Genomic DNA, 13,550 nt, shown 5'->3' with positions numbered 1-13,550 from the left:
GCGAACACGGTTTCGTATCCACGCACCCCCTCTGTCCTGACGACCTGAGAGATTTCCCGCCCGGCCTCCGGTCCGTGACCGGCGCCCGTATGTGAGGCGGTTACTCCTTCGGTGAGCCCGACCCCGACCCGAAGGGCGGTCCGGACTTCTTTCCAGAGCGTTGCTCGACCTGCGGTCCTTTTGCCTGAGAGTTTCCGGGGCGGTTGCTCCTTCGGCGCCGGCACCCGTGATGCCGATCTCTCCCGCAAGTCCTTGAAGCAGGATCGCGAAGACATGCGTCTTCAGGTTCCTGCCGGCGGCGCACAACGTCCACGCCGCCTGTCATTCGTGTCGCATTGTCGACAGCGCCTGTCGCACTGTCAACATGCCCTTCCTATTGCCGACGTTTTCCCGTCTCGTCCAGCGCAATCTGCACCTTGGACGAACCGCCCTGGGGAAGAGCGACATCTTCCACCAGCGCCCACTGTTCGGCCGGCGCGCCCGCGCCCAGCGTCACGGGCACGGAAAGCTGGCGAACCTGCGGCTTGGCCTTTTCGGCGTCGGTATCGGTGACCGATACGCGCAGCGGCAGCAGGATCTCGCCGCCCGGCCAGGCCGGACCCGGTGTCACGCGCCCGGAGACGCCGACTGTCATCACCACGCCGCCATCCGCGCCGCGCTTGCACTTGCGCGCCCACTTCTCGATGTTCGCCTGGTAGCGCAGCGCCTGCGGGTCGTCCTGCTTGCCCCGCTCGTAGGTCATCAGCAGGTAGCGGTCCGGCTCCACGCCCAGCGGCGGACAGGGCACCTCCTGGCGGAAGGTCTCGGGGTTGATGTTCTCCACCACCGACTTGTCGGCGGCATTGCCGGAGATCACCGTCTTGGCCACATCGTTGCTGACCCCGGCGATATCCGTACCGCAGGCCGCAACGGCAAGGCCGAGTGCGAGCGTGGCGAGCGGGCCCGTGCGACGGATCCAGTCGGCGTGCTGCATGCCAATCTTCCCAATTCTGCTCAAGGACGCATACTCGTTCAGGGCAACGTCTATATCAGGCGGACCGGCGCTTGGCGAGCGGCTGCGGGCGCACGGCGCTTTCCCGCCTCACGACTTGGCTCCCTACCCTTGACACGCCCTGCCCCCATACCTCTATTGCCAGCAAAGCCCGTGCGTCGCGGCTCCCCGCCGACGCCGACTGCAAGGAGGCCCTCTTGGCTTCAGACCCTTCCGCCGGAAACCGCCCGCCGCTCAAGGTGCTGCTCTGCGCCCCGCGGGGCTTTTGCGCCGGTGTCGACCGTGCCGTGCAGATCGTCGAGCTGGCGCTGGAGCGCTTCGGCGCGCCGGTCTATGTGCGCCACGAGATCGTGCACAACAAGTTCGTCGTCGAGAGCCTGAAGGCCAAGGGCGCCGTCTTCGTCGAGGAGCTGGACGAGATCCCGGACGGCGATCACGACCGGCCGGTGGTGTTTTCCGCGCATGGCGTGCCGAAGTCGGTGCCCGAGGACGCGCGCGCGCGCAACATGTTCTATCTCGACGCCACCTGCCCGCTGGTCTCCAAGGTCCACAAGGAAGCGGAGATCCACTTCCGCCGCGGCCGCGAGATCGTGCTGATCGGCCATGCCGGCCATCCGGAAGTCATCGGCACGATGGGCCAGTTGCCGGAGGGCGCCGTGCGTCTCGTCGAGACGGCGGAGGATGCAAGGCGCTTCGAGCCGGCCGGCGACCGTCCGCTCGCCTGGATCACCCAGACCACGCTGTCGGTGGACGACACCGCCCAGATCGTCGAGGTGCTGACCACCCGCTTCCCCGACATCGTCGCCCCGCACAAGGACGACATCTGCTACGCCACCACCAACCGCCAGGAAGCGGTGAAGGCCGTTGCCCCGGACGTCGAGGCGCTGATCGTCGTCGGCGCGCCGAACTCGTCGAACTCGCAGCGCCTACGCGAGGTCGCCGAGCGCGCCGGCTGCCCGGTCGCCCTGCTCGTCCAGCGCGCCGCGGACATCCCCTGGGACACGCTTCCGCCGCTGACGAGCCTCGGCATCACCGCCGGCGCCTCCGCGCCCGAGGTCTTGGTGGAGGAGATCATCGCCGCCTTTGCCGAGCGCTACGAGGTCACCGTCGACAGCGTGCGCACGGCCGAGGAGACGATTTCCTTCAACCTGCCGCGCGCCCTGCGCGAGGCGGCCGAGTAGCCCTGACCCCTTCTCACGCCCGGAAAACGAACCCGACCCCATGGCTGTCTACACTGACGTCTCGGACGAGGACCTTGCGGCCTTCGTCGCCCTTTACGATATCGGCGACACGCTGGCCCTGAAGGGCATCGCCGAAGGCGTCGAGAACTCGAACTTCCTGCTGCACACGACGAGCGGCTATTTCATCCTGACGCTCTACGAGAAGCGGGTGAACCCGGCCGACCTGCCGTTCTTCCTGGAGCTGATGCGCCATCTGGCGGCGCGCGGCATTTCCTGCCCGCAGCCGGTCGCCGCGCGCTCCGGCGCGATGCTGGGCGAGCTCGCCGGCCGCCCGGCCGCCATCATCTCGTTCCTCGACGGCATGTGGGTGCGCCGGCCCAGGCGCGAGCATTGCGCCGAACTCGGAGAGGCGCTCGCCCGCTTCCATCTCGCCGGCGCCGACTTCACCGGACAGCGCCCCAACACCCTGTCGGTCGACAGCTGGCGCCCGCTGCTGGGTGCCTCGCTCGACCAGGCCGACACGGTCGTTCCGGGCCTCGGCGCCGAGCTGACCGCCGAGCTCGACCATCTGGAGAGCCGCTGGCCGACCGGCCTTCCCTCCGGCGTCATCCATGCGGATCTGTTCCCCGACAACGTCTTCTTCATCGGCGAGCGCCTGTCCGGGCTGATCGACTTCTATTTCGCCTGCAACGATGCCTTCGCCTATGACGTGGCGATCTGCCTCAACGCCTGGTGCTTCGAGCCGGACCTCTCGTTCAACGTCACCAAGGCGCGGGCACTGCTCAACGGCTATCGCCAGGTGCGCGACTTCACGGATGCGGAATTCGCCGCCCTGCCGCTCCTGGCGCGCGGCTCGGCCCTGCGCTTCCTGCTGACGCGCCTGCACGACTGGCTGCGGGTGCCGCCCGGCGCGCTGGTCACCCCGAAGGACCCGCGCGAATACCTGCGCAAGCTGCGCTTCCACCAGGGCGTTTCCACCGCCTCCGACTACGGGCTTGCCCCATGAGCGAGACGGTCGAGCAGGCGCACGTCGTCATCCACACGGATGGGGCGTGCTCGGGCAATCCGGGGCCGGGCGGCTGGGGCGCGATCCTGCGCTCCGGCGCGCATGAGCGCGAATTGTGCGGCGGCGAGGCGCAGACCACCAACAACCGCATGGAGCTGACGGCTGCCATCGAGGCGCTGAACGCGCTCAAGCGCTCGTGCAAGGTCGAGCTGCACACCGACAGCACCTATGTGCGCGACGGCATCACCAAGTGGCTCTACAACTGGAAGCGCAACGCCTGGCGCACGGCCGACAAGAAGCCTGTGAAGAATGCCGAGCTGTGGCAGGCGCTGGATGCGGCGCGCGGCCGCCACGACGTCACCTGGCACTGGGTCAAGGGCCATGCCGGGCACGACGACAACGAGCGCGCCGACGAACTGGCCCGCAAGGGCATGGCACCGTTCAAGAAAAGGTAGCCGCGCGGGGGGCACCTACGCTCGACGGACACATTGCCGGGTCCCGGGCCGGATCACGAGCCGGATCCCGGTCGGAAATTCGCTCCGGCGTGCCGGATGGTGTTGTTTTCGAGAACCGGAGCGGAGCGTACATTCAGGTACGTGAGCACCGGAAGCGCAGAAAACGACGCCAAACGGCCGCCTGAGGTGAATTTTACGCCCGCAGGGCGTCCATCTCGGCCTGCAAGAGCTTTGTCGCCTGCGCGGCTTCCATCGGCTGGCCGAACAGGAAGCCTTGCGCGTATTCGCAGCCGAGCTGGTGCAGCTCCAGCGAATCCGATTCGCTCTCCGCCCCTTCCGCCACCACCTGCATGCCGAGGTCGTGGCCGAGCGCGATGATCGAGCGCAGGATCACGGGGCGGGCGCTGCGGCCGTTCGGGCGCACGAAGGACTGGTCGACCTTGATCGTGTCGAAGCGGAAGCGCTGCAGGTAGCTGAGGCTGGAATAGCCGGTGCCGAAATCGTCCAGCGACAGGCCGGCGCCGAGGGCGCGCAGCCGCTCCAGCATCCGCGCCGAATATTCCGGATTGGCCATCACCACCGATTCCGTCAGCTCCAGCTTGAGCGTTCCCGGCGCGATGGAGGAGCGCGACAGCACCGACTTCACGTCGTTGATCAGGTCGTGGCGCAGCAGCTGCAGCGAGGAGATGTTGACGCTGGCGAACAGCGGCACCGGCAGGCGGAAGCTCTGCTGCCAGTCGGCGAGCTGGCGCGCGCCCTTGTCGAGCACGAACAGGCCCAGCTCGTTGATGATGCCCGACTGCTCGGCGATGGGGATGAACTCGGCCGGCGAGATCGCCCCGCGCGTCGGGTGGTTCCAGCGGGCCAGCACCTCGAAGCCGGCGATGGAGCGGTCCACCAGGCGCACGATGGGCTGGTAGAACACGGTGATGCCGTCGGTCTTCAGCGCCTTGCGCAGGTCGCCCTCCAGCTCGGCACGGCTGCGCGTACCGGTCTGCAGCGTCGGGCGGAACACCTCAACCCGGTCGCCGCCCAGCCGCTTGGCATGGTTCATCGCCATGTCCGCCTCGCGCATCAGCTCGGCCGCCGAGGACCCTTCGGTCTCGTAGATGGCGATGCCGACGGAGGAGGTCAGGAACACTTCCCGCTCGCCGAAGGTGATGGGCGAGCGCACCGCGCGGCGCACCGCATCGGCAAAGGCGGCGATGCGGTCGGCCGACTGTTCGGACAGGAGCAGCAGCGCATAGGTGTCGCCGGAAAGGCGCGAGAGCGAATCCTGCGGCTTGAGCTGGCGCGACACCCGCCGGGCGATGGTCAGCAGGATGCTGTCGCCGGCCGACAGGCCGATGGAATCGTTGACCTGCTTGAACCGGTCGAGATCGATGATCAGCACGGAAGGACGGCCGAGCTTTTCCGCGCGCGAGCGGGCGATGGCCGCCTGCAGCCGGTCCATGAACAATTCGCGGTTGGGCAGGCCGGTCAGGTTGTCATGCACCGCATCGTGCAGCAGCCGCTCCTCGGTCACCTTCTGGTCGGTGATGTCGAGCAGCGTGCCGACGCAGCGGATCACCTCGCCGTCGGAGCCGACGATGGGCCGCGCGCGCAGGCGGAACCAGCGGAAATGGCCGTCGTCGGCGCGCAGGCGGAAGGCCTGCGAGATGCGCCCGCGGCGCTGGTCGATCACCGCGTCGAGCGTCGAGCGGAACGTGTCGCGGTCCTGCGGGTGCAATACGTCGAGCCAGTCGCGCGCCGGTCCTTCCAGCAGGCCCTGCTTGAGGCCGAGCAGGTCCTCCACCTCGTTGCCGGTGGAGATGCGGTCGCGGTCGACATCCCAGTCCCAGATGATGTCGCCGGAGCCGGTCAGCGCCAGCGCCCGCCGCTCCACGTCGGAGATCAGCCCTTGCGCGATGGCGCCGCCCGCAAAGGCGTGCTGCATCACCGTGAAGCCGATCAGCAGCACGATCAGCACCAGCCCGCCGGCCAGCGCCGGCTGGACGATGTCGTTGGCCAGCGACCCGGTCACGGTCATCCCCGCGCCCACCAGCCAGGACAGCAGCAGCACCCAGGTCGGCACCAGCATGATCGCCCGGTCGTAGCCCTGCAGCGCCAGCGCCGCGATCACCGCAAAGCCCAGCACGCCGATGATGCCGAGCGAGACGCGGGCGATGCCGGCGGCGACGGAAGGGTCCCAGACCGCGATGCCGAGCAGGCCGAGCACCAGGATAAGCGTGCCGAGCGCCAGGTGGCTGTAGCGGATGTGCCAGCGGTTGAGGTTGAGATAGGCGTAGAGGAAGATGATCAGGCTCGCCGCCAGCGCCACCTCGGCGCAGGCGCGGTAGAGCTGTTCCTCGCCCGGCGTGATCTGCAGGACCTTGTTCCAGAACCCGAAATCGATGGTCAGATAGGCCAGCACCGACCAGGCCAGAACCGCCGTCGCCGGGAACATGATCGTGCCCTTGACCACGAAGAGGATGGTCAGGAACAGGGCCAGGAGGCCGGAAATGCCGAGGATGATGCCGCGATACAGCGTGTAGGCGTTGACCGTGTCCTTGTAGACGTTCGGCTCCCACAGACGCAGCTGCGGCAGGCCCGGCGTGCGCATCTCCACCACATAGGTGACCACCGCGCCGGGATCGAGCGTGATCAGGAAGACGTCCGCCTCCTGGCTCGACTGGCGCTCGGGGGCGATGCCCTGGCTCGGGGTGATCGAGGCGATGCGCGAGGCGCCGAGGTCCGGCCAGATCAGCCGCGAGCCGACGAGCTGGAAGAACGGGGCGACGATCAGCCGGTCGATCTGCTCGTCGCCGGGATTGGACAGGGCGAAGACGGCCCAGCTGGTGTTGGCGTCGTCTCGCGAGTTCACCTCGATGCGGCGGACGATGCCGTCGGCGCCGGGCGCGGTGGAGACCTGCAGGCTGGCGCCCTCGTTGGGATAGAGGTCGACGGCGCCGGTCAGGTCGAGCGCATCGGTGGAGGAACGGACCTCGACGGCCTCGACGGCCGCAGCCGGAGCCTGAGCGATCAGCCACGCCGCCAGCGCGAGCACAAGGAGCCTGATAAGGGGCAAGCGGTTCGTCCGTTTCACGTCGCGCATCACGAGGTGCCGGAGACTTATCGGCATCAAACCCATCTCACAAGATTTCTTTCTCTCCGGCGCCGGCGTCCGTGCCGGGGTCCGCCGGGACCTGCGCCTGCCAGACGGCGACGCTCGCGGCGGAAATGGTGGCAAGACCCTCGGGCGCGGCGGTATCGCTGGCCAGGCGGGCGAACAGCAGGTGGTCCTGCCACTCCCCGGCGATGCGCAGGTAGCGGCGGGCGTAGCCCTCGCGGCAAAAGCCGACTTTTTCAAGGAGCCGGCGCGAGGCGACATTGTGCGGCAGGCAGGCCGCCTCGACCCGGTGCAGCGACAGTTCGGAAAAGGCAAAGCCCAGCAGCGCCTGCACCGCCCGGCCCATATGGCCGCGCCCGGCATGCGGCGCGCCCATCCAGTAGCCGAGCGAGGCGGCCTGCGCGACGCCGCGGCGGATGTTGGACAGCGTTGCCCCGCCCACCAGCACCCCGTCGGCGAGGCGGAACAGGAAGAACGGATAGGCCCGGTCCTCGCGCATCTCGCGCGCATAGCGGCGCAGCCGCCGGCGATAGGAGGCGCGGGACAGCTCGTCCGCCGCCCAGAGCGGCTCCCAGGGCTGCAGGAAGGGGCGGCTTTCCTCGCGCAGCGCTGCCCACTCGCCGTGGTCCTGCGGCTGCGGCTGGCGCAGCATCAGGGCGTTCTCCCCCTCCCCCGCGATCAGGGTCCGGACCGGCTCGGAGCCGGAGAAGGCCCGGAACAAGGACATTGCCGCCTCCGTGCGGGTGTCAGGCGCCGACGGCGCGTGCCGGCGCCGCAGTGCCCAGCCGCTCGGCCACCGCATCCGCATCCAGCGGCAGCGGCAGGCTTGCCGCCTTCGGCCCGACGACGGAGAGCGTCGGCGCCCCGGCGAACACCTTGGCAGCGGCTGAACGCACGGTCTCCAGCGTCACCGCGTCGACGCGGCTCTGGATCTCCTCCGGCGACAGCACCTCGCCATGGATCATCAGCTGGCGGGCGATCTGGCCCGCGCGGGCGGCCGGGCTTTCCAGCGACATCATCAGCCCGGCGCGGATCTGCGCCTTGGCCCGGTCGAGATCCGCCTGCACGATCTCCTTCGAGGCTCGGCCGAGTTCGTCGACCAGCACGGGGAAGAGCTCGGCAATGTCCTCCTCGCCGGTCGCCGCATGGACGCCGAACAGGCCCGTGTCCTGGAACGCCCAGTGGAACGAGTAGATCGCGTAGCACAGGCCGCGCGTCTCGCGGATTTCCTGGAACAGGCGCGAGGACATGCCCCCGCCCATCACCGAGGCCAGCACCTGCACCGAGTAATAGTCGGGCGCACGGTAGGGCACGCCCTCGAAGCCCAGCACCAGCTGGACCTCCATCAGCTCGCGCTCCAGCAGCGTGCTGCCGCCGGTGTAGCGGGCGGAAACCGGCTCGATGCTCGGCTTGCCCGACAGGCCGCCCAGATGCTCTTCGGCAAGCTTCACCACCGCGTCGTGATCGACCGCGCCGGCAGCCGCCAGCACCATGTTCTCGGCCCGGTAATGCTCGGACAGATAGGCACGCAGGTCCTCCGGCGTGAAGGACATCACCGTCTCGCGGGTGCCCAGGATCGGCCGGCCGATCGCCTGCTGCGCCCAGGCCGTTTCCTGGAACTGGTCGAACACCTTGTCGTCGGGCGTGTCGTGCGCGGCGCCGATCTCCTGCAGGATCACGTGCTTCTCGCGCGCCAGCTCCTCCGCATCGAAGCTGGAATTCTGCAGGATGTCGGCGATCAGCTCGACCGCCAGCGGCACGTCCTCTGCCAGGACGCGCGCATAGTAGTTGGTGTGCTCGACGCTGGTGGAGGCGTTCAGCTCACCGCCCACCGCCTCGATCTCCTCGGCGATCTCGCGCGCCGTGCGGGTGGCCGTGCCCTTGAAGGCCATGTGCTCCAGAAGGTGGGTGATGCCGTTCTGGTCCGGCGTCTCGGAGCGGGAGCCCGCCCCCACCCACACGCCGAGCGCGGCGGTGCGCAGATGCGGCATGGTGTCGGTCACGACCCTCAGGCCGTTGGCCAGCCTCGTCACCCGCACCTGCATCAGGACACCTCCATCGTGGCGGCGCGGGCAACATCGAGGATGTGACGTTCGACCTCGCCGCGTTCGGCCGCCACCTTGGTGAAGCGTTCCGGAGCGCTCATCATCGGCTCCAGTTCCGGCGGCAGGGCCGGGCGCACGCCGCAGGCCTTCTCCACCGCATCGGGGAATTTTGCCGGATGCGCCGTCGCCAGCACCACCATCGGCGCGTCGCTTTCCGGCTGCTGCTCGGCGACATGCAGGCCGATGGCCGTGTGCGGGTCGAGCAGGTAGCCGGTCTCGCGCAGGGTCCGCTCGATGGTCGCCGCCGTCTCCGCCTCGTTGCAGCGCCCGGCATCGAAGCCTTCGCGAATCGCCGCCAGCGGGCCGGCCGCCAGCTCGAAGCGGCCGGACTGCGAAAGCCGCGCCATCAGCGAGCGGATCTCGGCGCCGTCGCGCCCGTGCACCTCGAACAGCAGCCGCTCGAAGTTGGACGAGATCTGGATGTCCATCGACGGCGAGATCGTCGGCACCACGCCGCGGGTCTCGTAGGCGCCGCTTTCCAGCGTGCGGGCGAGGATGTCGTTGGCGTTGGTGGCGATCACCAGCCGCTCGATGGGAAGGCCCATCCTGGCCGCCACATAGCCGGCGAGGATATCGCCGAAATTGCCGGTCGGCACGGTGAAGGACACCGGGCGATGCGGCGCGCCGAGAGCGGCACCGGCCACGAAATAATAGACCACCTGCGCGACGATGCGCGCCCAGTTGATCGAGTTGACGCCGGCCAGCTGGACCCGGTCGCGGAAGGCGGCATGGGTGAACATGCCCTTGAGGATCGTCTGGCAGTCGTCGAACGTGCCGGAAAGCGCCAGCGAGTGCACGTTGGCCTCGGTCGGCGTCGTCATCTGCCGGCGCTGCACGTCGGAGACGCGCCCGTCCGGGAACAGCACGAAGATGTCGGTGCGCTCGCGGCCGCGGAAGGCCTCGATGGCCGCACCGCCCGTGTCGCCCGAGGTGGCGCCGACGATGGTGGCGCGCTGGCCGCGGGCGGTCAGCACATGGTCCATCAGCCGGCCGAGCAGCTGCATCGCCACGTCCTTGAAGGCGAGCGTCGGACCGTGGAACAGCTCCAGCACGAAGCGGTTCGGCGCGACCTGGACGAGCGGCGTCACCGCCGGATGGCGAAATTGCCCATAGGCCTCGCCGATCATCTCGGCGAGATCCTCGCGGGAGATGTCGTCGCCGACGAAGGGCTCGATCACCGCCTGCGCGACTTCCGCATAGGGACGCCCGGCGAACCCGGCGATGGTCTCGCGCGACAATTCCGGCCAGGTCTGGGGAACGTAGAGACCGCCATCCGCGGCAAGTCCGGTCAGAAGAACGTCGGAAAACCCGAGAACCGGCGCCTCGCCCCTGGTACTGACATATTTCACGGCGGCGATATCCTCCAGAAAGTCTCTCTTTCGAACCGGGATCGGATGCTCCCGCCGCGCCGATCCGCCCGGCGGGTCAGGTCCCCGTCGATGGCGTCCCGGCGTCGGTCGCATCCCGGTCTGCGGTCCGGTGTGCCTTGCAAAGCCCGGCGGCCTGCCTGCCCCGGCAGCCCCGCCGCGTCCGGCCAGGTGCCCATGGGCACTGCCGGTCACTGCTCAACCCGTTTCTCAGGCGCACCCTATCCCTCGGCTCCGGTCCGGGCAAGCCGGATGGTTTGCCAGCAGGAATGCGCGTGCCGGGTAACAAGGGCGGCTATCACAAACCCGCTCGCGGCCGCCGGAAGCGGGTTTCGCTCAGGCGTGGCCGGCTTCGCTGGACAGCATCCCCGGCGCGATGCCGATCTTGGCGAGCGCCCGGTCCCACTTGCTGTCGAGCGCGGCGTCGAAGACGATCGCCTCGTCGGCCGGGCCGGTGATCCAGCCGTTTTCCTGGATCTCGGCTTCCAGCTGGCCGGCGCCCCAGCCGGCATATCCCAGCGCCAGCATCGCCTGCGTCGGCCCGCGCCCTTCGGCGATGGCGCGCAGGATGTCGAGCGTCGCCGTCAGGCAGATGCCGTCCTGCACCGGCATGGTCGAATTGGCGATGACGAAGTCGTGCGAATGCAGCACGAAGCCGCGCCCGGTCTCCACCGGCCCGCCGCGATGCACCTGCATGCGGTTGGCCGGGGCCGGCAGGCGGATGCTCTCGTCGTCGGGAATGATGTCGAGCTGGCGCAGCAGCTCGGGAAAGCTCAGGCTCGGCGCCCGCTGGTTGACGATGATGCCCATCGCCCCTTCCGCCGAATGGGCGCACAGATAGATCACGGAATGCGCGAACCGCTCGTCCGCCATCTGCGGCATGGCGATCAGCAGCTGCCCTGCAAGGGACGTTCGATCGAGATCGTCGCTTTTCATGGCTTGTCGTTCCTGTCCTGCACCCGGCCCGTTCAGCCTGCCCGTTTCGCCTCTCGGTCGTGGCGAAGCGGCTCGCCGGCAGGGTCCCATCTTACGCCGGGCCCTGCCGCATGTTAACCGCGCCTCACTTCCGATCACGCAGATGTGGCGCTTCGCCTGTGGACCCGCAAGCCGATTTGCGCCAACACTGCCAGCCGCTTGACCGACAAGATGGAGCCGTTCGCCCGGATTGCCATGCAGCACAGCCCCTTTTTCGCATGCCGCTTTTTCGCAAGGCCCCGCGCCCTCGCGCTTCTTGCCGCGCTGGCGCTGACGGCCGGCCCCGCCGCCCTTGCTGCCAGCCGCGCGCAGGCCGGCGAAAGCCCGTGGGTGACCGTCGGCGCGGCCAGCGTGCGGCTCGTCTCCACTGGTCCCAACTCCGCCGACTCTGGCGAGGGATCGATCAGCCGGGACGCCGCTCTGGAGATCCGCCTGGAGGACGGCTGGCACACCTATTGGCGCTTTCCGGGCGAGGCCGGCATTCCGACCGCCGCCGATTTCGGCGCCTCTTCCGGCATCGCCTCGGCGCGGCTGCGCTTTCCCGTGCCCGAGCGCTATTCCGACCCCTATTCCACCTCCATCATCTATCACGACCGCATCGTGCTGCCGATCGACCTGGAGCCGGCGCCGGGCGAGACCGCGCCCGTGCTTCGCGCGCATGTGAGCTTCGGCATCTGCCGGGAGATCTGCATGCCGGGCGAGGCGCATCTGGAACTGCCGCTGGCCGAAGGCGGACCGGACTTTGCCGCGCAGCTGGAGATTTCCGCCGCAAGGGCCGCCCTGCCGCAGCCGCAGGGCGAGGCGCCGCCGCGCATTGCCGGCATCGAGCGAAAGGACCTCTCCCCGGCCGAGGGCAAGGAGCCGGAGGAGACCCTCGTCATCACCGCGGAGCTCGCCTCCTCCACCGACCCCGTCGACCTCTTCGCCGAAGGAGCGGAGGGCTCCTACAACGGCGTGCCGACCCTCATGGAGCGGGACGGCACCACCGCCCGCTTCGCCCTGCCCGCGCGCGGCCTTGCCGGCGGCGCGGACGGTGCCCGCCTCCTCACGCTGACGCTGGTGGAAGGCGCTGCGGCCGTGGAGCACCGCACCGCGCTGCCGCCTGCCGCCAACTGAAAACCCTCGGCGACCGGCTCGACGGGCGCGACGGAACACCCTATGTCTGGGGCGGACCCGGTGCGGCGCGGCGCCGCATCGCGACAGCTTTCCGATCACCCTCTTGAGGAGACTTCCGAACATGACGATCAAGGTTGGCGACACCCTGCCCGAGACCAAGTTCAAGATCATGACCGCCGACGGCCCGGCCGAGCGCAGCAGTTCCGATCTCTTCGGCGGCCGCACCGTGGTGCTCTTCGCGGTTCCCGGCGCCTTCACCCCGACCTGCCACAACAACCACCTGCCGGGCTTCGTCGAGCATGCGGACACGATCCTGTCCAAGGGCGTCGACGAGATCGCGGTCGTGTCGGTCAACGACGTGTTCGTGATGAACGCCTGGGCCAAGGCCTCCGGCGCCTCGGACAAGATCACCTTCCTCGCCGACGGCAGCGCCGACTTCGCCAAGGCCATCGGCCTCGAGCTCGATGCTTCGGGCGCCGGCCTCGGCATCCGCTCCAAGCGTTATGCGATGATCGTCAAGGACGGCAAGGTCACGGCCCTCAACATCGAGGAAACGCCGGGCAAGGCCGAGGTCTCGGGCGCCGCCGGCATCCTCGCCGCGCTCTGATCAGAACTTTCGGCCGGGGCCTCGCGCTCCGGCCGGGCCTGCCGTTTGCCGGTGCTTCCGAGCCGGGCTGCCTCGCGGCCCGGCTTTTCTTATGGTGCAGGCCAGATCTCCGCCCTGATCGGAAACCTCGCGCGGCCCCACCCGCAGGATGTCATCCCGGTTTCGGCATAGCCGAAGACCGGGATCCAGTAACCCTGTGCGGTACGAGTGAGGCCTCGGCGGTGGCGCAAGCGGCCTTCGCGATGGCCGGCAGACGCCTGTGCGCCACCATCCGCCCAGGCGGATACTGGACGCCTGCCTGCGCAGGCGTGACAGCCGTGGAGATGGCCATGCGCTCGCGTCTCACGCCTGCCGGGGTTGCCAATGGATCCCGGATCGTCGGCCTTGCGGCCTCGTCCGGGAAGACCTCGAAGAGGGAGGCACGGCTGCAACAACAGCTGGCGAGGTTGGCAAAGCCTCGCCTCCCCTCTGCCGTCACCCCGGACGAGCATCGCGAGATCCGGGGCCTATTGGCTGCCAGAGCGGTGGCGAGGGTATGCGGACCGAGCCCACGCTCCCTTCTCCCCCCTTGAGGGGGAGATGTCGGCGCAGCCGACAGAGGGGGGTGCACAGCGCCCGCGAGAATGCGCGCGCCGGCG

Annotated in this window: 11 protein-coding genes and 1 riboswitch; of the genes, 5 read left to right on the top strand and 6 right to left on the bottom strand. The window is 68.9% G+C overall.

From position 1 onward, the window contains the following. Window positions 1–162: 162 nt before the first annotated feature. Window positions 163–255: riboswitch (glycine riboswitch) on the bottom strand. 118 nt (window positions 256–373) lie between these two features. Then, window positions 374–973 carry a hypothetical protein gene (locus tag GH266_RS18430; protein ID WP_158195125.1) on the bottom strand — a complete coding sequence of 200 codons (600 nt, stop codon included), beginning with the start codon at window positions 971–973 and terminating at the stop codon, window positions 374–376. 215 nt (window positions 974–1,188) lie between these two features. Between GH266_RS18430 and ispH the strand changes: the two genes are divergently transcribed. Genes ispH through rnhA form a run of 3 tightly spaced genes read left to right on the top strand, consistent with a single transcriptional unit; the run spans window position 1,189 to window position 3,633 of the window. Beyond that, window positions 1,189–2,172, top strand: a complete 984-nt coding sequence (gene ispH, locus GH266_RS18425) for a 4-hydroxy-3-methylbut-2-enyl diphosphate reductase (RefSeq protein WP_158195124.1) — start codon at window positions 1,189–1,191, stop codon at window positions 2,170–2,172. Window positions 2,173–2,212: 40 nt separating this feature from the next. After that, window positions 2,213–3,178 carry a homoserine kinase gene (thrB, locus tag GH266_RS18420; RefSeq protein ID WP_158195123.1) on the top strand — a complete coding sequence of 322 codons (966 nt, stop codon included), beginning with the start codon at window positions 2,213–2,215 and terminating at the stop codon, window positions 3,176–3,178. Then, a complete protein-coding gene (rnhA, locus tag GH266_RS18415) occupies window positions 3,175–3,633 on the top strand; it encodes a ribonuclease HI (protein WP_158195122.1) in 459 nt (152 codons plus the stop codon). The genes thrB and rnhA overlap by 4 nt, the downstream gene beginning before the upstream one ends. 193 nt (window positions 3,634–3,826) lie before the next feature. Here the strand turns inward: rnhA and GH266_RS18410 are convergent, their stop codons facing one another. The 5 genes from GH266_RS18410 to GH266_RS18390 all read right to left on the bottom strand — a co-directional run bounded on the left by GH266_RS18410 (window position 3,827) and on the right by GH266_RS18390 (window position 11,150). Then, entirely contained in the window at window positions 3,827–6,700 is a 2,874-nt protein-coding gene (locus GH266_RS18410; RefSeq protein WP_158195121.1) for an EAL domain-containing protein, read from the bottom strand. A gap of 64 nt (window positions 6,701–6,764) precedes the next feature. Beyond that, the gene (locus GH266_RS18405) at window positions 6,765–7,469 is read right to left on the bottom strand and encodes a GNAT family N-acetyltransferase (RefSeq protein WP_158195120.1); all 705 of its coding nucleotides are present in this window, start codon (window positions 7,467–7,469) and stop codon (window positions 6,765–6,767) included. Window positions 7,470–7,488: 19 nt separating this feature from the next. Beyond that, on the bottom strand, window positions 7,489–8,787 hold the full coding sequence (locus GH266_RS18400; RefSeq protein ID WP_158195119.1) for a M16 family metallopeptidase: 1,299 nt from the start codon (window positions 8,785–8,787) through the stop codon (window positions 7,489–7,491). After that, complete coding sequence (gene thrC / locus GH266_RS18395) at window positions 8,787–10,196, bottom strand: threonine synthase (protein WP_199270369.1); 1,410 nt, start codon at window positions 10,194–10,196, stop codon at window positions 8,787–8,789. Before thrC ends, GH266_RS18400 begins: the two co-directional genes overlap by 1 nt. 354 nt (window positions 10,197–10,550) lie before the next feature. Beyond that, entirely contained in the window at window positions 10,551–11,150 is a 600-nt protein-coding gene (locus GH266_RS18390) for a YqgE/AlgH family protein (RefSeq protein ID WP_158195117.1), read from the bottom strand. 198 nt (window positions 11,151–11,348) lie between these two features. Between GH266_RS18390 and GH266_RS18385 the strand changes: the two genes are divergently transcribed. Both GH266_RS18385 and GH266_RS18380 read left to right on the top strand, forming a co-directional pair. Then, entirely contained in the window at window positions 11,349–12,305 is a 957-nt protein-coding gene (locus tag GH266_RS18385; protein ID WP_158195116.1) for a protein-disulfide reductase DsbD domain-containing protein, read from the top strand. Window positions 12,306–12,426: 121 nt separating this feature from the next. Then, the gene (locus GH266_RS18380) at window positions 12,427–12,912 is read left to right on the top strand and encodes a peroxiredoxin (RefSeq protein ID WP_158195115.1); all 486 of its coding nucleotides are present in this window, start codon (window positions 12,427–12,429) and stop codon (window positions 12,910–12,912) included. Window positions 12,913–13,550 lie beyond the last annotated feature (638 nt).

It is taken from the genome of Stappia indica (genome assembly GCF_009789575.1).
Classification (GTDB): domain Bacteria; phylum Pseudomonadota; class Alphaproteobacteria; order Rhizobiales; family Stappiaceae; genus Stappia; species Stappia indica_A.
The sequence above is the reverse complement of the archived record's forward strand: the minus strand, read 5'-3'. Positions and strand labels throughout refer to the sequence as shown.

Coding starts and splice junctions, on each gene's coding strand:
- GH266_RS18430 (WP_158195125.1), bottom strand. CDS start 973: ATGCAGCACGCCGACTGGATCCGTCGCACGGGCCCGCTCGCCACGCTC.
- thrB (WP_158195123.1), top strand. CDS start 2,213: ATGGCTGTCTACACTGACGTCTCGGACGAGGACCTTGCGGCCTTCGTC.
- rnhA (WP_158195122.1), top strand. CDS start 3,175: ATGAGCGAGACGGTCGAGCAGGCGCACGTCGTCATCCACACGGATGGG.
- GH266_RS18405 (WP_158195120.1), bottom strand. CDS start 7,469: ATGTCCTTGTTCCGGGCCTTCTCCGGCTCCGAGCCGGTCCGGACCCTG.
- GH266_RS18400 (WP_158195119.1), bottom strand. CDS start 8,787: ATGCAGGTGCGGGTGACGAGGCTGGCCAACGGCCTGAGGGTCGTGACC.
- GH266_RS18390 (WP_158195117.1), bottom strand. CDS start 11,150: ATGAAAAGCGACGATCTCGATCGAACGTCCCTTGCAGGGCAGCTGCTG.
- GH266_RS18380 (WP_158195115.1), top strand. CDS start 12,427: ATGACGATCAAGGTTGGCGACACCCTGCCCGAGACCAAGTTCAAGATC.